We start from the raw sequence: 22353 nt of genomic DNA, 5'->3' as shown, positions 1-22353 counted from the left end.
GAGATATTCTTGTTTTTGAGGAACAAAATGCACTCTGTGTTCGAACTCAAAACCCTATCTATATCACGAAGGAGAAGATGAATATGAGTATCTTGGAGGATTTATATTACGGAAAATGGTACCCAAGCGAACGAACCAAACCTAAAAACCCTGAGCTTGAACTAGTCCATCAGAAAATATCCGCTTCTATGAAAGCATTAAAAACAAGATTGTCGGAACAAGATTACGAATTAATTGAAGAACTATCTGATTTAAATGATGTACTGATTTCTATATTATCTTCCTCAGATTATATTTCTGGATACAAAGCAGGAGCTCTGACGATGGTTGAAATATTTGATAGAAAAATCATTTAAATTAAGATAGATACTAGTACTTTAAATTTAAAAAAAGTGTATAGTTAAAAGGCTTTTTATTGTGATTAAGAGGCACCAACGTTTAATAAATATAAGTCATAGGTCATAGGGATTAAGTCTTCTAATTCATATAACAATTAGTAATAAAGATGGTTTTCCATAAATTTGAATAATGTTATTATGTCTTAATGAACTCAACCGAGGTAAATTATGACAACAATTAAAGTGACACCTGAACAACTTATAACTGTCTCTAAGAAATTTGAGCTTGCGCAGCAAACGGCGATGCAAATGAATAGTCAGTTATCGCAGCAAATTTCGTTTATGGAACGATTTTGGGAGGGGATAACAAAGGAGCAATTCTATTATAGTTTCCAAACATCTCAGAAGAATATGGCTGACTTTGTTACACTAACAGATTCGATTGCTAGAGAACTACGGCAGCATGCAAATAAATTTAGATTAGCAGATATGATGGAGGATGGGAATCTAGACCCAGGTTGCTTGCCACCTCCACCGAATACTTGCGCAGTTCCTGTTGCAGATACACGAAATGCGCTCCAGAAATCGGCGGATAGCTTAACGGAGCTTGGTCAGGATTTTGTAGCAGCTAATTCAGAACGATATGAGAAAAAATTTGATTCAGTATGGAGCTTCCTAGATTATATGTCGTACGGCATTCCGAAGGGAATGTATCAAGGGTACATGGAACGGGCAGCTAAACAAAACGATTCATGGAATGATATGCTCAATTTCGGTACATTTGGTGTAACGGGCATGATTCAGGGAGCATTTAATCCCACAAATGCATGGTCAAAAGAACACTGGGCTAATATGATCGGTACAGCAGGATTATTTGGAGGAGTTAGTTCAGTAATCAAACCTAAGATTAGTTTGAAATCATCGGTTAAGTATGAGGGCGCAGTGGACTTACGACAAATTTCTTCGGACGGTTTGCGTAATGAATTGCCATTAACAGATGTCCAGAAAACGGAGATTATTCAGTATACTAAATCGTTGGATTTTCCCGAAGATAATATAATAATGAGTAGACCTGGTTTTTATGATGAGTGGAATACAGGTATGATGTACGATAGATTTATTATAAATACAGATGTATTACCAGCAGAGCATACAGGAGTTGGAACCTTAAGTGCTAACTCACGTGTGTCAGCCAAGGCAACGATTGCACATGAAATTGTGGGACACTATGAGGCATATAAGGCAGGGAGAGCATTTGAATTATATGATGTTGCTCCAGATGCATTTAAAAGAAATTTTGCTCTAGATGAAGCCCAAGCTAGTATAAGAGCTGCAAGGTTCGCTCCCGATTTAACATCAATAGAAAGGATGACGCTACTGAGGGATGCCATAACCCGATTAAAAAGTGCTGATTTGCGTATAGGTGATGTTAAGGGAGAACTTTATATTGAAGAACGATAAAGGGGTAACGTTTAAAATGGAAAAAATAATGGATGTTAGTTTAACTTTTGAGTCAAAAGATGAAGGTACAATTATAGTAGGAACAAACAAAGGATTAGACCATTTAACCTACCCAGAAATAAAAAAAATCATAGGTGATAAAATTCTTATTAAAAATGCAAATCAAATTGAGACGGTATTAAGCGTTAGCTCTGTTCAAATTTCAACTTCAATGGCTGAAAGGAAAAATATTGGAATATGCATTGGCAAGTTAGCATCTCCTGATCTTGTTCAAGTTGGGGCGAGTATTTACAGTTTGGAACATTAATTAATATCAGTTTAAAGGTGGAATAAAATGAATATATTTAAAAAATTGAAGAAGGAAAATGTTCAATAGATGAGTTAGAAAATTTGCTAGAAGAAAAGAACCCCATAGTTTTATATCATGCAATGACACATATCGGAAAAGAAGGTATTCGTACAGAGGAAATATTTAAAAAATTAAATGGATTATCTTTAAAAAGGGAACATCAAGATAAGCTGATAGGTCATTATAAAGTAGGAGACTTAGCAATAGCTACTATGATAAAACTTGGAGAAAAAGAAGATGAGATGACTGGGTTTAAGATATTAGACGAATTTGAAAAAAAGATGGTTTTCCGTTTATGTGAAGAAATCGAATGGTAATGCCTCCTGTTCGTCTGAATGCACTTAATTCAAAACTTATTTCACCTCGAACCATGAGGAGAAATAAGTTTTTTTCATATCTAATGGAGGTGGACCAAATGAATAGAATACTTATTCAAGCTGTAGAGCGTTTGTATTCAATTCATTTTGAAAGTTTAGGTGTGTTGTTGAGGTCCAGAAGGCAAAAAGCAAACATCGTAGGTTTAGACAGGTAAAGACAATCGTTATCGATGCTAGTGCGCTTGGACTCCGTAACAATCCGTTTAATATTAAACCCAATTTCATTGAACACCTAAATATCCTTGATCTAAAAATGTTAGTGAAAACAGTTTGGCTTGGATCGTTGAATATGGTTACTGTTACGCATATCCGCGACTAAAAGAAAAGGATCGGGCATTAATGAGAGGGGATAAATGTTATTTATAGATTGAAGTTTGAATTGTAAGATAACTCATGGTTGATGGCTATTCTGGTTAGAACTAGTCGCATAAAATGGCATGAATATAAGCTTCGCAACAGCCTGGAATTATTAGCATACTCCACAAGTTGCAAAGCTGTCGCCCAATTTGAACGGTCTGTTAAAGGACAGAAGCCGACACTTCTTGTTGTCGATCTTGGCATTTCTCCCCGGCAACGATTAGAATCGCATGCTTTGCTCTCCCCGGAAGGATAAAGCCTTGGCGAACCATGCAGGAATGATGCCCAATAGTATCGATCACTTGTTCCAAAGTGGCGTTTATGGTATTATATTCCTGGGTATCGTTTTCCCGACTGTGTAGCCTAAAATTCGCTTCAACGCTTACTAACGACATAATATTCCTTTGTAATTGTGTAAAAGCTTTCAAGTTCAACTCTAAAGTTAAAGTTTTCAATCGGTACGTGTAATGAAAAAGAAGGGAGGGGAATTTGGGAATACGATCGGTAGTTCGTTAATATACAGGGTTGCCTATGAACCAGACACTATATTTGAGCACCTTGAACTTTGGGGATTGACATTTGTGCACAAACAGCTCGAAGAGCACCATCTTGCATGAAGACGACTGTTATGGCTTGCCATCGGTGAATTAAGGCGCTGATATCCAAAAGAATGCCTGGAACCCGTGCAACGCAGTTTGCTGTATGTATCGTAACCAAGGTAATTATAAAAAGCTATTAACTGAAATTTATTGGGCGAAAATAAAAATGATGAACTGGCTAATTCGGCTTGATTCGAGTCTCCACCGTAAAATGAAAGCGATTACAAATTTAGAGGGGAGGCTATAATATCTGCTGAAAATGTTACAAGTCCAAGTTTCGGAGCACCAACCTTCAAATAGGATACAAAATTACTAATTAAATCTATGTATAGGCAATTTGTAAACTTTTAATAGACATAATATATAAAAATGGAGGAATATGTTTATGATTAAAAAATTTTCGGTGTTTTTATTAGCTTTTACATTATTGCTGAGTTGTTTACCAATGGTACCTGTATATGCTGCTAACAATGCAATTGCAAAGCTTCCAGGGAATTCGAATCCTCTTATGGACCATAAATTGGGCGCTGATCCCTATGCGTTGGTCTATGATGGAAGAGTCTATATCTATATGTCCAGTGATACGTATGTGTATAACAATGACGGCTCGATTAAAGACAATGACTTCAGCGGACTGGATCGCATCCAGGTCATCTCTTCCGCTGACATGGTGAACTGGACGGATCACGGTGCCATTCCGGTTGCCGGTGCGAACAACAAGAACAACGGCAGAGGCATTGCCAAGTGGGCCGGCAACTCCTGGGCTCCGGCCATTGCGCAAAAAAAAATCAATGGCAAAGATAAATTCTTTCTCTATTTTGCCAATGGTGGAGCCGGCATTGGCGTTCTGACCGCAGACACGCCGATCGGCCCTTGGACAGACCCCCTGGGCAGAGCTCTTGTGACACATAATACGCCGGGAATGGCTGGTGTAACCTGGCTTTTTGATCCGGCTGTGCTGGTGGATGATGATGGCACAGGGTACTTGTATAGCGGCGGCGGCATTCCGAACGAATCCGATCCGGCCTCCATTGCGAATCCGAAAACTGCCAGAGTCATCAAATTGGGCGCAGATATGACCAGCGTTATTGGGAGCGCTACCACCATTGATGCCCCGTACCTGTTTGAAGATTCGGGCCTTCATAAGTATAACGGAAAGTACTACTATTCCTACTGTATCAACTTTGCCGGGACACACCCGCCACAGTACCCTGCAGGTGAAATTGGCTACATGGTCAGCGACAGCCCGATGGGTCCCTTTACTTATAAAGGGCATTTCCTGAAAAATCCGTATACGTTCTTCGGTGTGGGCGGCAACAACCATCACGCTGTATTTAACTTTAAGAATGAATGGTATGTGGTGTACCATGCCCAGACGGTCAGCAAGGCTCAAATTGGAGCTGGGAAAGGCTATCGCTCCCCGCATATTAATAAGCTGACGCATAATGGAGATGGAAGTATCGCTGAAGTGCAGGGGAATATGACAGGAATCGCTCAGTTCTCCAATCTGAATCCGTATACCAGAGTGGAAGCAGAGTCCATGGCGTGGCAAGCGGGAGTCACAACCGAGCCTACTCAAGCCAGCGGCGGTCCCATTAGTAATCTGAATGTGACAAACGTACACAATGGAGATTGGATCGCTGTAGGAAATGCCGACTTTGGTAGCGGTGGAGCCAAGACGTTTAAAGCAAACATAGCGTCCAATGCAGGCGGTAAAATAGAAATACGTCTGGACAGTGCAACGGGTCCTCTGGTTGGAACTCTTAATGTCAGTTCTACTGGAGGAACACAGACCTGGAAGGAAGTCGAAACCACTGTAAGCAATGCAACAGGAGTCCACAAGGTTTTCTTAGTGTTTACCGGAACAGGGACTGGTAACTTATTTAATATTGATTACTGGCAGTTTACACCCAATACTACTGGAACAAGGGTTGAAGCTGAGGATATGACTCTCGGTGGTACTTACGCTGGGAAGATCAGTTCTCCTTTCAATGGGGTCGCTTTATACGCCAATGATGATTATAGTGCATACACTCAGTATTTTGCCAACTCTATTCATAGTATTTCAGTCAGGGGTGCTTCGAATAACTCCAGTACCGCCAGAGTAGACTTGCAAATAGGAGGAGCCACAGTTGGCTCCTTTTATTTTACGGGAACTACGCCGACGGTCCAAACCTTGTCTAATATCACCCATGTAACCGGAAATCAAGAGGTCAGACTGATCGTAACCACCGATAACGGGACTTGGGATGCCTATGTGGATTATTTACAATTTAATTAACTAAAACTAAAAGCTTTTGAACCTATCAAAGATTAGGGGCGATTCTAATATGTATAGGAGGATAAGTGTGCTTTTATTAGTTTTACCATTATTCATGAGTATGATGTCCAATACTTCTGTATTTGCAGCTACTACTTTTACAAACCCGTTTATACATGCTGATTCTCCAGACAACGATGTTATCAGGGTAGGTAATACTTTTTATATGACTAGCACGACCATGCACATGAATCCTGGAGTTCCGATCATGAAATCTTATGATCTCGTCAATTGGGAAATCGTAAATTATGTTTACGATACGTATGCCAACAATGACGCACAAAATCTTAACAACGGGCAGAACGAATATGGAAAAGGCTCGTGGGCAAGCAGCCTTAGATATTATAACGGCATCTACTATGTGTCCTTTGGCTCCAATTCTACCGGCAAAACATACATCTATCAAACCAGCAATATAGAAACTGGTCCATGGACATCATCAGTGCTTGACAATTATTATCATGACGCATCGCTGCTGTTTGATAATGGACGTGTATTCTTGGTTTATGGCAGTGATAATATCAGCATTATTGAGCTTACTGCAGATGCAAAGGCTATCAAGCCAGGGGGACTTAATCAGGTGATTATTTCCGCTGCCAGTAATATTGCCGGTTCCAGCTTCATAGTCAAGGCTGAAGGCGCGCACATACAAAAGATCAAGGGAATGTACTATATATTTCTTATATGCTGGCCATCGGGAGGCAACCGCACACAATTAACCTATCGTGCAAGTAGCTTGACAGGACCCTATACAGGTCAGGTGTCATTGAATGATTCAGGTATTGCACAGGGGGGAATTGTTGATACTCCTTCTGGCTCCTGGTATGCTATGCTGTTTAAAGACAGCGGAGCAATTGGACGTATGCCGTATCTTGTTCCGGTTACATGGTTAAATAATTGGCCGGTATTCGGTGTTAACGGTAAGGTTCCTCTTACGATGGATGTTCCTGTTGAAGGTTATCCCGAAAAGAAGGTCTATGCGTCTGATGAGTTTTCATCTTCTCAAGCCTCCAGTCAGCTTATTGCAAACGGTGGATTTGAAAATGCCACCATAAGCCCGTGGACGAATAATAACACTGCATTTGTTGCAGCAACCACTACAGACTATTACATCGGCTCAAAAAGCTTGTTTGTCAGCGGTAGACAACAAACAGCTGCTGGTCCAAGACAAGTAATTACCGGAAAAGTAACAGCCGGCGGAATGTATAATTTTTCTGCAAAGGTTAAATACACTGAAGGTCCTGCCACTAAGCAATTTAATTTTGGTATTCAGAATGGTCCAAGTTACACAGGTATATCGATTCTTGGGTCCACCACGCTAACCAAGGGCCAATGGGGCACAATTCAAGGAACATATACACTTCCGGCAGATGCCGACCTCTCACAAACGTTTATTTTCATTGAGACACCCTACAGTTCAACCCCAGACCCAACAAGTGATTTGATGAATTTCTATGTGGACGATGTTTCGTTTACAGGAACCTCGTCTTCTGAAGCGACTCTTAAAAAGGAGTGGCAATGGAACCACAATCCTGACAATACTCATTGGTCCCTTACACAGCGTCCTGGATTTATGAGAATGACTACAGGGAAAGTGAGTAAAAGTATTCTGGATGCCAGAAATACGCTTACCCAAAGGACATTTGGACCGAAAAGTACAGGAATCATTGCAATGGAAACAAGCGGGATGAAGGACGGAGACTATTCCGGTCTTGCAGCTTTTCAGGCTAATTATGGATTTGTAGGCATAAAGATGAACGGGACCTCCAAATCCATTGTTATGGTGAATGCCAGCTCTGGAGCAATGACTGAAGTGGCAAGTGTCCCTTTCACCCAGAACAGAGTATATCTTAAGCTTATATGTGATTTTACAAATCAGATGGATAAAGCATATTTCTACTACAGTCTTAACGGCACAAATTGGACGGCTATAGGCAACACACTTCCGATGTCATATACAATCCCTCACTTTATGGGATACCGTTTTGCTTTGTTCAATTATGCTACTAAATCAACGGGTGGTTTTGTTGATTTTGATTATTTAAACTTGCAGTGACAAACAAGAGGGTTTGAAGCTGTGGACTTAACTCCCTGGATCTATCAGATGTTAAATAATGGAAATTAAGGGCTGATAGACATCTAAGTTCGTTTCTTGCGCTCCTTCAAGGTTCTTCGGTTCGAAAATCTAACCATGCTAGGCCGCATGAATTGAAAAGCTCAGAGGAAATTACGGACTTCTCCATTGAGATAACAGGGGGAAATGAATGGACTAAACCGACTCCATAATTGGAGTCGGTTTTTACTTGCCAATGGGATAACAACGATTGAAGCTATGGAACTACGATTTTTTGATGGGCATGTTGCGTATAAAAAAAATATATATTTACAGTTGTTATAGGAACTTCTTCATTTCATTAAATGCTAACTCCCTGTGACCTGCTTGGCAGTGTTGCTCGCCACCTGTTTCTTTAGTAAATACTTTGGTTGTAATGGACGCAGCATTGATTAATTCTTGTTGGATTTGTGCGAGTCGGCTAATAGGTACGTATTGATCATCTTCTCCAGCTAGTAAAAGAACATCTTGATTAATGAATGCCCCAATGCCGTGCATCGTGTGCTTTTCGAAATTTTTAATGAGATCAAAAGGCGTTGCTTCACCGGTTTTCCATCCCTTTGGTAATCTTCCAATGCAAATCAATATTGTGAGTCATCATCTGTTCGAATAATGAATTCACTTGATCTACTTCATTACGTTCGACTAGCTGCACTATGCTTTGGTAAGTTTCTTCTGGCATTCCCATTTTTAAGGCATCTAAACCACAATAGAAAATGTTAAAAGCAACTACTTTATCGATTCTCTTTTCGAAGGCTGTCGCACGCATAGCTAAATATCCTCCCCAAGAAGCACCTACGAGACTTGCACGATCTAGTTTGAAATAATCAATCACCGTTGATATGGGCTTTTCCCAGTTGTGAATGAATTTTAGGCCGTTTTTTAATGCAGTTCCTTGGCCTGGACCATCAAATACAATAATATTGTAATTAATTCCCTTCATGAATTTCATCATTTTAAGCATCTCTTCCATGTAAGAATCATACCCACCAAAGACAAGTAATGTTTTCGTAGCTCCAGGCGTCAACAATTTTACAGCAGGAAGATAGGAATCTTCATATGGAATTTGGTAGGATTCATAATCAAAATCATGAAAGCCTTTATAGAAGGTATCTCTATATTTTCGATACATTTTTTCTTTATTGGGGTCTGTGGTTGCAAGATAAAATTCTGCAGCTTGATAGTAGACTGAGGCTAAGTCATAGTCCTTGCTGTCTTCGCGTTCCCTTGCAAAATTGAGCCAAGCTTCATACCAGCTATGGGTGTCTTTTAATTTCGGAATCATTTTTTCTAAGTCAGCTTGTGCTCGATCATCTTCTTGATAATAATCATTGATAAAACGATTAATTTGAAGATTGAACTGTTCGTTATGGACATAGGATTTAAACATATATTGTCCTCCTTCAATTTGGGTATGTGCTTACTATAGAGTATAGTTACTACATAAAAAATAATTAGTATCGCATAATCTGTAAGATATCTTACACGGTATATATGAAGTGTTCGAAAACTTACACATAAGGAGCAAGTGGTTAAATGAATGAAGATATCAGAATTTATAAAACAAAAATAGCTATTGAGCGAGCTTTCATTGAATTACTCCAACAACATGATTTTAAAGATATTACGATCAAAAAAATTTGTGATCAATCCCTTATCGGACGTTCTACGTTTTATAGTCATTATTTGGATAAGTACGACTTGCTAGAAAAGATAGTTAAACAGTATGCTTCTGATTTTAAAGTTGAAATTGAGCAGCGTTTTGATTCCATGGAAGATGGCAAGGTGGCAAACGCCATAGAACTTGTAACCGATCAAATGATTAAAAATAAGATGGAAATTTCAACATTGTTAACCGTTCATGAAATATCCGCCGATTTACGTAAAGAATTTGAACAAATTTTGTTTCGGACTTGTTTAGATTATTTAAAGCAACAGAATTCTTCAACTTCGATCGCATTGGAGTATTTAGCTGAACTATATGCTGCTAACTCAATGACGTCTATTCAGTGGGTTTTGAAAAATGGCAAAGATACTAACATCATTCTTCTTTTAGATCAAATGCAAGAATACATTTTTAATCAGTTAAAGTCTGATCTATATACAAGTTAGCACGCGTGGAGTGATGTTTTTATGACTGATAAATCATCAATGGGTTGCAGAAATAAACTTTAAAGAAGGGGTTGAAGGGAGGAAACAGTAGGAGAATTGAAGCACTGGTTCAATTCTTCTACGCTAACAACATCGTTTCACGAAAAGGTAGCTTGCTGGAACTTTAACTTTATAATCCTTGGGTAAGTCCTAATATCTGATCATTCACATGTACATTACTTAATCCCCCGTGATAACAAACTACGGATGTAATGTCGAGATCTAAATACTTTTTCAATGAGAGACGAGCTGCACCCACATCCGGTGTGGTCGGGACATGAATCCCCACCCCCCAGAATCCCGTTTACACTGTACATCGAATCCCCGGCAATAAGAGTCTTACTTTGCCCTTCGGGGGGATCCCAAGGTGACTATCTTTTAAAAGTGGGATCTCCCCTTGAATATACGGCTTATCCAGTTCGTGTGCATAGACTTTGATATGATTGCCACACTCCTGCAAAATCTCAGGAAGACTTCCTATAAGATCCACATCTTGATGCGTCAAAATCACAGCTTTTAGTTTGTCGAACGACACGTCTTAGCTGAAGCATTTTCTACTTCCTGTGAAATTTCCATAATATCGGACTTCACGAACACGAATTTTTGTCACATTGCCGTGAACTGCATCACGTACATATTCCGTATATTGTGTTTGAGTCGCAGAAATTGGTTTCGAGCCACCAACAAGTAAATGCGACGTTGCATCATGTTGGTACACCCAACACGTCAACAGCGCTTGTGATACTACCATAGTCGTTATGAGTCTGTGATGTATTAACCACATACTTATTGGTATTTCCTGATTCATCCTTGGTTTTACGAGTCTTCCAATACCGCAAGATCGAATTACAAAATTGTTAGGTTGATGTAAGGCAAATCGATAGCTTAGGCCAGCCTGGCAGGATAAGATTAGAACAAACGAAAATAGAAATTTTTTGAAAGGAGAATCGAGATGAGGCTGTTTGAACTGTTGCTTTTATTGTCAAACATCGGCTTATTTGCATTAACCGTACTATTAAAAAAAGGACGGCGTAGAATTCCAGTATTCGTTGCAAGCGGGGTTGCCACACTTTTACTGGTCATTCATTGGACGGTGGAAGGATACAGAGTTCAGCTATTTTTCCCATATTGCATAACGATCATTTTTTTAGCCATTTCAGGTTATAGCTCTTTTAAAAAAACCGGCCCCAAAAAAATTCCACGATTCATGTTGGGTTCAGCTTATACCGCTATAGCAATAATGCTGGTCGCAACAGCGGGCCTCATGTATGCTTTTCCTGTATTTAAACTACCTGAACCGACAGGCGAATTTAAGGTAGGAACACAAACTTTTCATTTCGTGGATACAAATAGGGAAGAGATTTTCGACGAAGCCAGAGAGGGTAAGAGAGAATTGATGGTTCAGGTCTGGTATCCGGCTCAAGCTAGCACCGGCAAGTACGCTCCCTTTATTCCCGATACCCAGATTTTACGTTATATGGCCGCAGACTATGGCCTTCCCGAGTTTACGTTTCAACACCTGAAGTACGTATCCAGTCATGCTTATTCGGGGGCCGAAGTCTCCTCGGTACAGACTTCATACCCGCTGATCCTTGCGAATCCCGGCAACGGCTCTTCTAGGTTCCTCCACACGTCGCAAGCCGAAAATCTCGCGAGTCATGGATATATCGTGGCAGTGATCGACCATACCTACAATACATTTGCAACCGAGTTTCCGGACGGGCGAATCACGACCAGCACAACCAACGACTTATTCTCGCCCGACCATGATTACCAGACGAGTAGAGGAAATCGCGACAAGTTGGGAAAAGTTTTAACCGGCGATGTGGCGTTTGCGTTGGACCAATTCGAGCTCATCCAATCGGGGTTGATTCCAAGTCATCTAAAAGGGAGGATTGATCTCGGTCATGTCGGGACGTTCGGTCATTCCATCGGCGGAGCGACGGCCTATGACGCTTCTTATGATCCGCGAATCACGGCTGGAATAGACCTTGATGGAGGGCTTTATCGACTGCGTGACAGAGAGGGTCTACGAAAGCCGTTTTTGTTCATCAACTCGGAAAGCTATTTCGAAAAATTGAAAATGGTGATGGATAACCGGGTCTACACGGATGCAGAGCTTAACCGTATGGGATCAACAAGAGAGTGGGAGGATCAAGTAACGGAAGATAAAAAGTTGGAGCTTGAACGGATGCGCGAAACGGTCGACGAAGGAGGACAAGTCCTCTATATCGAAAATACGGAGCATTTGAATTTTACCGACGTACAGTTCATTTCTCCGATTTTCAAAATGCTGGGCATTACAGGAAAGATTGCGCCCGAAAGAGCGAACTCCGTTATCAATGCCTATATGCTGGATTTCTTCGATAGGTATCTGAAAAATCAAGGCGGAATCTTAATGAAAGGACCGGATAACCGCTTTCCGGAGGTGAAGTTCGTAACCTCGCTAATATAAATTACGGAACAGAGTACCGATTTTGATATGCTCCCCTTCAAGTAGACAGGTTTAATAAATAAACCGCTGCTTGAAGGGGAGTTTTATTTTGTCTAAGAAAAACGAATACAATGCGATTGAGAAACTAGCCATCATACAGGAGTTAAAAGCAGGACAGAGCAGCCGTGTGGAAGTAGCAAAAAAACATAACACAGCGTTACCACCTTAGTGAAGTGGCGACATCGCTATGAGTTGTACGGAATTGAGGGGGAAGGTTTCCTCCGGATAAGAAGATTTGTGGATGCTCGCCGCCACGTGTCTTCTGGTAATCGTAGATGACCGCCAGCGCTACACCGTGTCCGGTGCGATACGTGCTACTACGTTTGTTTTAATGGCTGTTAAATTTCTTATTGATTTATAAAGACCGACTTTATCTAGATGGGGAAGTAATTTTTGTGAAAAAAACTTAAATATAGGTTGAATATGGATTTTATTTCCATTATACTCCTGCTTGAGCGGTATATTTTTTCAATCGTCTATCTACGATTCTAACTTATGAGCTGTCCAAGAAGAAAAATATAAAGAGAGGTGATCCCCGTTTCAATGGTCAATACCGCTTGAAGGCTTATTTTTCTGAAGTGTCTAAGAACCTGGATTATTATTATTGAGGAGGGAACTAATGCTAAGAAAAGGATTATGTGCGGTTGCGCTGCTCAGTCTCCTAATCGTTCTGCTTCCAGAAATGCATACAAGCGCAGCACCGAACTCGAATCTTGTGTGGAGCGACGAATTTAATGGAACTTCGTTAAACCGGTCCAATTGGACCCCTGAAATCGGTACCGGAAGCGGCGGATGGGGAAACAATGAACTGCAGTACTATACCAACCGTACGCAGAATTTGCAGGTTACCGGAGGCAATCTGGTGATTACGGCACAAAAAGAAGCTTATGGCGGAATGAATTACACCTCTGCCCGGATCAAAACTCAAGACTTGAAAAAATTTACTTATGGGAAAGTAGAAGCGCGCATCAAGCTACCGTCCGGTCAAGGGATATGGCCAGCTTTCTGGATGTTAGGCAGCAACATCAGCTCGGTAGGTTGGCCGAAATGCGGAGAAATCGACATTATGGAACGTGTAAACAACAATCCTTCTGTGAACGGTACTGTGCATTGGGATGCGGGAGGCCACGCTGACTTTGGGCGGGTATCGGGCAATCTGGATTTTTCCCAATACCATGTGTATAGCATCGAGTGGGACTCCAAGTATATCCGCTGGTTTGTCGACGGACAGCAGTTCAATGAATTTTATATAGAGAACGGAACCGGGAACACCGAAGAATTTCAGCAGCCGTTCTTTATTCTCCTGAACCTAGCGGTCGGCGGAAACTGGCCTGGTGCTCCCAATAACTCGACGCAGTTCCCGTCCCAAATGTTAGTCGATTACGTGCGTGTCTATCAATAAAGTGTGGGCATTAGATACAATTCATATGAACATTATAAAAGCAACCCCGGTCATTTACGGGGTTGCTTCAATTCGCTATAAATTAACTCGCCACTAAGTCCTAATATCTGATCATTCACATGTACATTACTTAATCCCCCGTGATAACAAACTACGGATGCAATATCGAGATCTAAATACTTTTTCAATGAGAGACGAGCTGCATCCATATCCGGTGTGGTCGGAACATGAATTCCCCCGAGAACCCCGCTTACACTGTACATCGAATCCCCGGCTATAAGAGTCTTACTTTGCCTTAAATAAAGACTGATATGACCAGGTGTATGCCCAGGCGTATGGATGACGTGAATCCTGCCGCAAAACGGCAGTTCCTGACCATCTATTAAGGTATCGTCCACTTTGCCCTTCGGGCGATGCACAAGGTGACTATCTTTTAAAAGTGGGATCTCCCCTTGAATATACGGCTTATCCAGTTCGTGTGCATAGACTTTAATATGATCGCCACACTCCTGCAAAATCTCAGGAAGACAACCTATATGATCGACATCATGATGCATCAAAATCACAGCTTTTAGTTTGTCGAACGATACGTCTTAGCTGAAGCATTTCTACTCCATGTAAAATTTACATAATATAGGGCCTCCGTACAATGTAATTGACACCCATACTAAAATAGGTTCAAGGGGCGAATCCAACTCTATGGCGTTGCCGTTCCTTAATGTCAATGGATACGGTGCGAATAGATGTGATAGGAATAACAAGCGTTTGATATTGCGTAAGATATTTAACAAACTTGTCGTCAATCTGATCCAATATCCCGTCGCATACATTTGCCCCATCTATAAAATGAATAGTTACTTCCTTACCTTGTAAACTTGCTAACATGATATCACCTCATATTTTCTTAAAGTTTCTTGCGGATCATTAGGGTTTGAGCATACTCTATAAAGAAGTGATCACCTGATCAATAACACCATATTCCAGTGCCTCCTGAGCGGACATGTAAAAATCCCGGTCCATATCTTTTTCGACTTTTTCAAAAGATTGTCCGGTCCGTTCAGCTGTGATACGGGTTGCCTTTTCACGAGTCCATAAAATTCGTTTTGCGCTGATCGCAATATCGCTGGCCTGACCTTGTGCGCCGCCGTGCGGCTGATGGATCATGATTTCACTGTTCGGCAACGCCGAACGTTTCCCTTTGGCGCCCGCTAGCAACAGGATCGCGCCAAACGAAGCAGCGAATCCCGTACATATCGTGTGTACATCAGGTTTGATGTACTGCATCGTATCATAAATGGCAAATCCTGCGGAAGTAGAGCCACCCGGGCTGTTGATATACATGTAAATTTCTTTTTCCGGATCTTCTGCCGCCAGGAACAATAATTGAGCAATAATACTGTTAGCCAAATGATCATCGATGGCTGCCCCGACAAACACAATACGATCCTTTAATAGTCTGGAATAGATATCGTACGATCTTTCACCTTGAGCAGTTTGCTCAACAACATATGGAACATAAACACTCATTTGTGATACCCCCATTTTCTTGGTTCAGTTGATTTCTCCTTGTAAACGAACCGAGGCCGTAAAAAGATACGGAGGTTTCAATGGGAAAACGATTTGCGTAAATGGTGTAACTTTTACAACCACTTATTCGTTTACATTGGAGGTAACAAAGGCTTTGCTCTAGGAAAGGGCAGAATAAGACCGTGGAGGAGAGGACCTATGCACATAGATGATTCTATACAAATGACAGATAATACAATAAACATCGAGAACTTGGAGGAATTACAGGCAGTCCTGAAGCGTTACTGTCTGTCGCTTACGAAATCAAATTGGGATGCGGAAGAATTGGCTCAGGATACTTGGGTAAAAGCATTAGGAAAGTTAAACAATCTCGAACATACAAACCCCAAAGCGCTTTTGCTGCGGATTGCGAAGAACACCTGGATTGATGAGATACGGAGAAAAGCAGTCTACAGTCGGGTATTGAATAGAGAACAAGCGAAAGTAACTGTGCCGGATCATGGATCTTTTGAAATCGAGATAGTGTTACAGTCCTTAATGAATCATTTATCTCCGCTTCAGAGAACAGTTTTTTTGCTACGAGATGTGTTTGGATATTCGATTCGTGAGACATCCGACATGCTCAAAACAACGGAGGGAGCGGTAAAAGTTGCACTCCACCGGGCACGAAAATCGCTTGAAGCAGTCAAGGAGGATCTCCTCAAAGGAGAGTTATCCTTACCGGAAAGTGAAAACTCGAAAACTTTTCTGAGAGCGTTGACAGCGGCATATCATAGGGGGGATATTGCAACATTGGTTATGCTCTCCCATCAGGATGTAATGGAGCCGGACGTGGTAATCGGAATCGTTAATCATAAGCTGCACCGGAGTCTCGCTTCAGTAAAACAAACGGATTCCCATACCATGAGTATGATAGCGGCGTAGTTTGCGAAGAGAAATGTGGAACTCATCATAGTGGTTATTTCTGATAAAACATGTTCCCGGTCATTCCAATTTATAGCTCTTAGCTGGGATTAAAATGAAGTATATTAAAGAAGATAGCGGAAGGGGAAGGTTCAAATAGGTGAGTTAGAAAATTTGTTAGAAGATAATAACCCCATAGTCTTATATCATGCAATGACACAGATAGGAAAAGAAGGCTTCCGTACAGAATAAATGATAAAAAAATTAAGTGAATTATCATTAAAAAGGGAACCTCAAGATAAACTATTAGGTTATTATAAGGTGGGAGACCTAGCAATAGCGACTTTGATAAAACTTGGAGAAAAGAAAGAAGAAATATCTGGATTTAGAACTTTAGATGAATTTGAAAAAAAGATGGTTTTCCGATTATTTGAAGAAGTTGAATGGTGAGAATTCCTGTTCATCTGGATGAAAGCTTTAAATAAACTTATTTCAACTCGAACCATGAGGAGAAATAGGTTTATTCGTATCTAATGGGGATACACCAAATGAAAAGGATACGTAATCAATCGATGCATGGGACAAGCACATTGCGAATTAAAGCAACTACCTGAACGAAATGAGTGTAATATTTCAAACTGTATTTCTATTGATAACGATGCAAGAAGCCATCAACTAGTTTGGCGTTTGTCATCTGAATTACAGACTGATCTTCGAGTTCCTCGGCCATATCATCATCCGTCATGGACACGAAAAAAATAATATCTTCTTTGGCTTGACCAAATTGATTGAAAAGCACGTCGTCTGTTTCCTTAACTACCTTGGCCATAATTTTTATCATTTCATCTTTATAATCAAGCACATTGTCAGTTGCATATAGAAATTTGCTAATATGATTCAAGTGTGTTGCATCGCCATATTGATATTCGCAAAATCCCCATCTATAATAATTTTCATCTTCCTTGCTGTCGCACAGGCCTTCGGCTTTCATGTTTGTGATATGTCTAACAAGGGATTCTTCTGTATTAACAGCTAGAAACAAGGTGACAAAATCGCTGTCTGTGCCAAAAGCACAGGCGTAAACCTTCTCATTCTTCACTTCTTTCAGTATGCTTTTAAGATCATCCAAAAATCCTGCCCTAAATCTTTCCTCAAATTCATTCAAAAAATTGTTCATCTGGTTCATATGCTCCTTTATGAGTCTTATGCTTGATTATACATTATCAATATTGGCACGACTCGTGTAGCCTACCATGCTCAGCCAATAGCAAGATTTGCAATGAAAAAAATAAACGCAAGACAGGCTAGCCAAGCAGAAAGTGTAAATCCGTAACATCTAGAAGCCGCTCTTAGGATAACGGGGACTCCTGTTCAGCTGGATAAATGCACTTAATTTCAAATTTTTATTCGGAAGCTAAGTTAGAAAGTGTGTCTCACACTCTGGAAAAAGTATTGGGGAGTCGGTTATGGATGGTAAAAAATTTGTTCTTATGCTTTTACTTTTCTGCTTGTTGGGCATTGTAGGGCTAGTGGCATTAATCTACGGATTTATGTGGTTCGTATTCATGGTTAGTATTTAAAATCAGCTATCTAACAGCTCAATTTTTAATCGCTTGCTTTTTGCTGATATCATTTAGCTGGTCCCAGGTGAGCAGAAGTTATGCTATACTTGCGAGGTAAAAGGGGGTGCCTACTGATGGAGAATCTGTTAGGATTGTCTGTGACTTCTTACACTCATGCAAAGCCAATTATTAAGAAAGCGTTACTTTGTATGGGGCGAAACAATTTTTAACGCTGAATAAGCTTTTTAATATTTTTGGCTTTGCACCTTATTTTAAAAAATCAAAATAAGGGGCGAGTAAAATTGAGATATACGAATGCTTCCAAAGTTTTACCTCAAGAATTAATTATAGAAATCCAAAAATATGTTCAAGGAGAGACTCTGTATATTCCTAAGCCAAAAACGGAATATATGGATTGGGGAAGCTTGAGTGGCGGGAGATGGTTGCTAGAACAGCGAAATGCCGCAATCAGAAATGCTTTTCAAAATAGAAGCAGTATCGAGCAATTAGCTGATGAGTTTTTCCTCTCTACCGAAACCATTAAGAAAATTGTTTATTCACATAAAAAGTAGATGGACATAACGTGATAGCTTAAGACGCGACCGGATAATCGCTATGAACGACCAATCCGGTCGCGTCTTTTTGTTTGGTAAAAGGTTTGATGTGCCTTCGCATTCCCACAGCCAGATTCCGAAATACTTTTTTGGCATTCCATTTTTTTTATAATTTTTATGTCAAAAATGATTCTAACTCGTTGTTTTCATTTATAAAGCTGATTTTAAACTTAAAATATAAATATAAACGACAACAACAATTGAAGGGAAATATGTATTGATTCATTGTCTTAAAAACAAGAAAGTGAGGAAAAGATTACTATGAGGGAACAAAAAAGTAGAAGTAGACATTTGATTGATCCAGAAATTATCAGTGCAGTTGATTTAATACCAACAACCGATCTTACCGAATCTACACTAAGGGAAGCACGTAAAAATCAATCTCAAATGATGCAACAAATAGATGTAACGCAGATGTTCCCCATTACATTAGAAAAAAAGATTGTGCCAAGTTATTTTAATGGTCCAGATATTCAAATCGAAATCATTAAGCCCAAACAATCAAAGCATCATAAGATGCCTCTATATTATTCGATACACGGAGGCGGGATGGTCTTAGGAAATCCAGTCGTGGATCGTCCTGCTAATGCATCTCTTGCGGCACAACATGGTTTCTGTTGCGTATCCGTGTACTATCGCCTAGCACCAGAGCATGTACAGCCAAGTCAGTTACAGGATTGTTATTCGGGCCTAAAATGGTGCATTGAACATGCGGAAGAGTTAGGGATAGATACTCAGAAAGTTGCCGTAGGGGGCAGCAGCGCTGGCGGCGGTTTGGCGGCTGGCCTAGCCTTGTACATTCGTGATCAGAAGGAATTCGAAATCCATCATCTAAGATTAATGAGGCCAATGCTAGATGATCGCACAAGTACCGCACCAGAGCACCCATACGCAGGAGAGTTTATTTGGACAAAACAAAGTAATTATTTTGGCTGGAAATCTGTATTGGGGGATGAACCGGGTCAGGAGGAGGTAAGTGAGTATTATGTGCCGGCTCGTGCTAAGTCATTGGCCGGATTACCACCGACTTATATAAATATAGGTACCATTGATTTATTCATTGATGAATCCTTGTTTTTTGCAAAACAATTGGCCTTTGATGGAGTCTTAGTGGAATTACATGTCTATCCCGGGTACCATCATATGTCGCCCGCGTTTCCGGATGCACATTTTTCAAAAGAAGGGGCCAGAACAAGTGAATACGCCTTACTGAAAGCTCTCGAGATCTTTGATATAAATTCTAATGAGTATAATGCTTGAGATTCATTATCTTTTTTCATCTCTTCCGACTTTTACCACCCATTTAGGGTAAAATAGTACCAAGTATAAAATTCAACTACGGAAGTGGTGATGTCCCATGACAACGAGCAGCAAACCGAATAGACTATCCAAGGAAAAATCACCGTATTTGCTACAGCATGCTCACAATCCGGTAAATTGGTTCCCTTGGTCAGATGAGGCTTTTGAAATGGCTAAACGTGATAACAAGCCTATTTTCCTATCTGTTGGCTATTCCACTTGCCATTGGTGCCATGTAATGGGGAGAGAATCTTTCGAGGATGAAGAAGTGGCTGAGGTATTAAACAGGGATTACGTATCCATTAAGGTGGATCGTGAAGAACGTCCAGATGTGGATCATATCTATATGTCCATCTGCCAGACGATGACGGGGCATGGAGGCTGGCCACTGACGATATTGATGACGCCGGATCAGAAACCTTTTTTTGCGGGGACGTATTTGCCCAAGGAGCAGAAGTTTGGCCGTGTCGGACTGTTGGAGCTGCTTGGCAAGGTGGGTACCCGGTGGAAAGAACAGCCGGAAGAGCTGGTGGAGTTGAGTGAGCAGGTACTGATCGAGCATGAGCGGCAGGACTTGCTTGCGGGTTATCGGGGTGAACTGGATGAACAGAGCTTGACTAAAGCTTTCCATGAATACAGCCACACCTTCGATAAGGAATATGGCGGCTTCGGGGAAGCACCCAAGTTTCCTTCTCCGCATAACCTGTCTTTTTTGCTGCGATATGCACAGCATACGGGGAATCAACAGGCACTGGAAATGGCAGAGAAGACGCTGGATGCGATGTCCCGGGGCGGAATCTACGACCATATAGGCATGGGGTTCTCACGATACTCCGTCGATGAGAAGTGGTTGGTGCCGCATTTTGAAAAAATGCTATATGACAATGCTCTGTTGGCCATCGCGTATACAGAGGCTTGGCAGGTGACAGGCAAGGAACTGTACCGACGGATTACAGAACAAATCTTTACATATATCGCAAGGGACATGACGGATGCAGGTGGTGCCTTTTATTCGGCGGAGGATGCGGATTCCGAAGGAGAAGAGGGGAGATTCTATGTCTGGGACGACTCTGAGGTAAAGGCTGTACTAGGCGATAAGGATGCCGCCTTTTTCAACGATTTGTATGGGATTACACCTTACGGCAATTTTGAAGGTCACAACATTCCAAACCTGATTGATATCAATCTGGAAGCCTATAGGATCAAGCATGACTTGACTGAGCAGGAACTGGAGCAGCGGGTTAGTGAGCTACGGGCCAAGCTGTTTGCTGCCAGAGAACAACGGGTTCATCCTCACAAAGATGACAAGATTTTGACCTCGTGGAACGGATTGATGATTGCTGCACTGGCGAAGGCAGGACAAGCTTTTGGAGACACGAGATATACAGAGCAAGCTCAGAAAGCGGAGACGTTTTTGTGGAACCATTTGAGACAGGAGGACGGACGGCTGTTGGCGCGTTATCGGGACGGCGAGGCAGCTTATCCCGGTTATGTGGATGATTATGCTTTTTATGTGTGGGGCTTGATCGAGCTATATCAGGCGACCTTCGATGTACAATATCTGCAACGGGCATTGACGCTCAATCAAAATATGATCGATTTGTTCTGGGATGAGGAACAGGACGGATTATTCTTTTATGGGTCAGATAGTGAGCAGCTCATTGCCAAGCCTAAAGAAATTGATGACGGAGCCATTCCGTCAGGTAACAGCATTGCGGCCTATAATTTTGTGCGGCTTGCGCGGCTAACGGGTGAATCTGGATTGGAGAACTATGCAGCCAAGCAGTTTAAGGCTTTTGGCGGTATGGTTGCTCATTACCCGTCAGGCCACTCCGCGTTGCTCAGCGCGTTGTTGTATGCGACGGGAACGACGAAGGAGATTGTGATTGTGGGTCACAGGGATGATCCGCAGACCGTACAGTTCATTCAGGCGGTTCGAGCTGGGTTCAGGCCGAATACGGTCGTTATTTTGAAGGATGAAGGACAGTCGGAGATTGCAGAGACGGCTCCTTATATCCGTGATTATGATCTTGTGGAAGGCAAATCAGCCGTATATGTGTGTGAGCATTTTACCTGTCAGGCACCTGTTACCAGGCTCGAAGATCTGAAGGTGTTGTTGGATTAGAACTGAATAAAGCGATCGAACCTAATCCCCTTGGGAGTAGAAAATATATGGCGATTTTCAAAAATGACCCTATGTTTGCTACCTTCAGGGGGATTATTTTCATGTTAAGTGGTAGGTATAGTGAGATGAAACTAACACTTTCTTAACATCTATACTGCATTTTTTTTAATATTTTTTAGGTATATTATATCAAAGAACCGGTTCCGACCAGCCTTGCTGTTTTCGAAAATAAGTACATATACCTATTTAACTAGCGTGTTTATATCTTTTATGTCCAAGCGTTTTAGCAGCAGATGTGAAAAATGTGAAAGAGAGTCTGTCGGGTGATTGTCGTCATCGGCAAGACGAAGAGGTTCGCTATA

16 protein-coding genes and 4 pseudogenes are annotated in these 22353 nt (G+C 41.2%); 14 read left to right on the top strand and 6 right to left on the bottom strand.

The window, feature by feature from the left end:
• Positions 1–83: 83 nt before the first annotated feature.
• From ACEN8J_RS10740 to ACEN8J_RS10715, 6 genes are all read left to right on the top strand, one after another.
• Positions 84–356, top strand: coding sequence for a DUF6809 family protein (locus tag ACEN8J_RS10740; protein ID WP_340885293.1), 273 nt, complete (start codon positions 84–86; stop codon positions 354–356).
• Positions 357–566: 210 nt separating this feature from the next.
• Positions 567–1799 (top strand): WXG100 family type VII secretion target, encoded by a 1233-nt coding sequence (locus ACEN8J_RS10735; protein ID WP_340885295.1) that lies wholly within the window; start codon positions 567–569, stop codon positions 1797–1799.
• A complete protein-coding gene (locus tag ACEN8J_RS10730; RefSeq protein WP_237449070.1) occupies positions 1786–2106 on the top strand; it encodes a hypothetical protein in 321 nt (106 codons plus the stop codon). Before ACEN8J_RS10735 ends, ACEN8J_RS10730 begins: the two co-directional genes overlap by 14 nt.
• Positions 2107–2189: 83 nt before the next feature.
• Positions 2190–2465 (top strand): hypothetical protein, encoded by a 276-nt coding sequence (locus tag ACEN8J_RS10725; RefSeq protein ID WP_318628357.1) that lies wholly within the window; start codon positions 2190–2192, stop codon positions 2463–2465.
• A gap of 1401 nt (positions 2466–3866) precedes the next feature.
• A complete protein-coding gene (locus ACEN8J_RS10720) occupies positions 3867–5762 on the top strand; it encodes a carbohydrate-binding protein (protein WP_495594486.1) in 1896 nt (631 codons plus the stop codon).
• A gap of 67 nt (positions 5763–5829) precedes the next feature.
• A complete protein-coding gene (locus ACEN8J_RS10715; protein ID WP_340885303.1) occupies positions 5830–7857 on the top strand; it encodes a beta-xylosidase family glycoside hydrolase in 2028 nt (675 codons plus the stop codon).
• Positions 7858–8193: 336 nt separating this feature from the next.
• Here the strand turns inward: ACEN8J_RS10715 and ACEN8J_RS10710 are convergent.
• A pseudogene (locus ACEN8J_RS10710) lies at positions 8194–9304 on the bottom strand (alpha/beta fold hydrolase).
• A gap of 146 nt (positions 9305–9450) precedes the next feature.
• Between ACEN8J_RS10710 and ACEN8J_RS10705 the strand changes: the two are divergent.
• A complete protein-coding gene (locus ACEN8J_RS10705) occupies positions 9451–10026 on the top strand; it encodes a TetR/AcrR family transcriptional regulator (protein ID WP_069011159.1) in 576 nt (191 codons plus the stop codon).
• 169 nt (positions 10027–10195) lie between these two features.
• Here ACEN8J_RS10705 and ACEN8J_RS10700 read toward each other — a convergent pair.
• Positions 10196–10600 (bottom strand): annotated as a pseudogene (locus ACEN8J_RS10700) (MBL fold metallo-hydrolase); the annotation flags it as partial.
• Positions 10601–11017: 417 nt separating this feature from the next.
• On the opposite strand from ACEN8J_RS10700, the gene ACEN8J_RS10695 reads away from it, so the two are divergent.
• Entirely contained in the window at positions 11018–12520 is a 1503-nt protein-coding gene (locus ACEN8J_RS10695) for an alpha/beta hydrolase family protein (protein ID WP_495594485.1), read from the top strand.
• A 658-nt stretch (positions 12521–13178) separates the two neighbouring features.
• Positions 13179–13958, top strand: a pseudogene (locus ACEN8J_RS10690) (glycoside hydrolase family 16 protein); the annotation flags it as partial.
• 53 nt (positions 13959–14011) lie between these two features.
• Here ACEN8J_RS10690 and ACEN8J_RS10685 read toward each other — a convergent pair.
• The 3 genes and pseudogenes from ACEN8J_RS10685 to clpP all read right to left on the bottom strand — a co-directional run.
• Positions 14012–14551 (bottom strand): annotated as a pseudogene (locus tag ACEN8J_RS10685) (MBL fold metallo-hydrolase); the annotation flags it as partial.
• An 88-nt stretch (positions 14552–14639) separates the two neighbouring features.
• Positions 14640–14846, bottom strand: coding sequence for a hypothetical protein (locus ACEN8J_RS10680; protein ID WP_039275041.1), 207 nt, complete (start codon positions 14844–14846; stop codon positions 14640–14642).
• 57 nt (positions 14847–14903) lie between these two features.
• Complete coding sequence (gene clpP, locus ACEN8J_RS10675) at positions 14904–15488, bottom strand: ATP-dependent Clp endopeptidase proteolytic subunit ClpP (protein WP_013310269.1); 585 nt, start codon at positions 15486–15488, stop codon at positions 14904–14906.
• A gap of 198 nt (positions 15489–15686) precedes the next feature.
• On the opposite strand from clpP, the gene ACEN8J_RS10670 reads away from it, so the two are divergent.
• Together ACEN8J_RS10670 and ACEN8J_RS10665 are read left to right on the top strand one after the other, a co-directional pair.
• The gene (locus ACEN8J_RS10670; protein ID WP_495594484.1) at positions 15687–16412 is read left to right on the top strand and encodes an RNA polymerase sigma factor; all 726 of its coding nucleotides are present in this window, start codon (positions 15687–15689) and stop codon (positions 16410–16412) included.
• Between the two features lie 231 nt (positions 16413–16643).
• Positions 16644–16841: a hypothetical protein gene (locus tag ACEN8J_RS10665; RefSeq protein WP_459760366.1), complete on the top strand. Its 198-nt coding sequence runs from the start codon at positions 16644–16646 to the stop codon at positions 16839–16841.
• A gap of 196 nt (positions 16842–17037) precedes the next feature.
• On the opposite strand, the gene ACEN8J_RS10660 is transcribed toward ACEN8J_RS10665, so the two are convergent.
• Complete coding sequence (locus tag ACEN8J_RS10660; protein WP_459760367.1) at positions 17038–17568, bottom strand: DUF4303 domain-containing protein; 531 nt, start codon at positions 17566–17568, stop codon at positions 17038–17040.
• 687 nt (positions 17569–18255) lie between these two features.
• Between ACEN8J_RS10660 and ACEN8J_RS10655 the strand changes: the two genes are divergently transcribed.
• The 3 genes from ACEN8J_RS10655 to ACEN8J_RS10645 all read left to right on the top strand — a co-directional run bounded on the left by ACEN8J_RS10655 (position 18256) and on the right by ACEN8J_RS10645 (position 21991).
• Entirely contained in the window at positions 18256–18525 is a 270-nt protein-coding gene (locus ACEN8J_RS10655; protein WP_165150172.1) for a CD3324 family protein, read from the top strand.
• A 303-nt stretch (positions 18526–18828) separates the two neighbouring features.
• Positions 18829–19827, top strand: coding sequence for an alpha/beta hydrolase fold domain-containing protein (locus ACEN8J_RS10650; protein ID WP_495594483.1), 999 nt, complete (start codon positions 18829–18831; stop codon positions 19825–19827).
• 97 nt (positions 19828–19924) lie between these two features.
• A complete protein-coding gene (locus ACEN8J_RS10645) occupies positions 19925–21991 on the top strand; it encodes a thioredoxin domain-containing protein (protein WP_165150176.1) in 2067 nt (688 codons plus the stop codon).
• The last annotated feature ends 362 nt before the right edge of the window (positions 21992–22353 follow it).

The sequence above is a fragment of the Paenibacillus sp. Paensp38 genome (assembly GCF_059491915.1).
The sequence above is the reverse complement of the archived record's forward strand: the minus strand, read 5'-3'. Positions and strand labels throughout refer to the sequence as shown.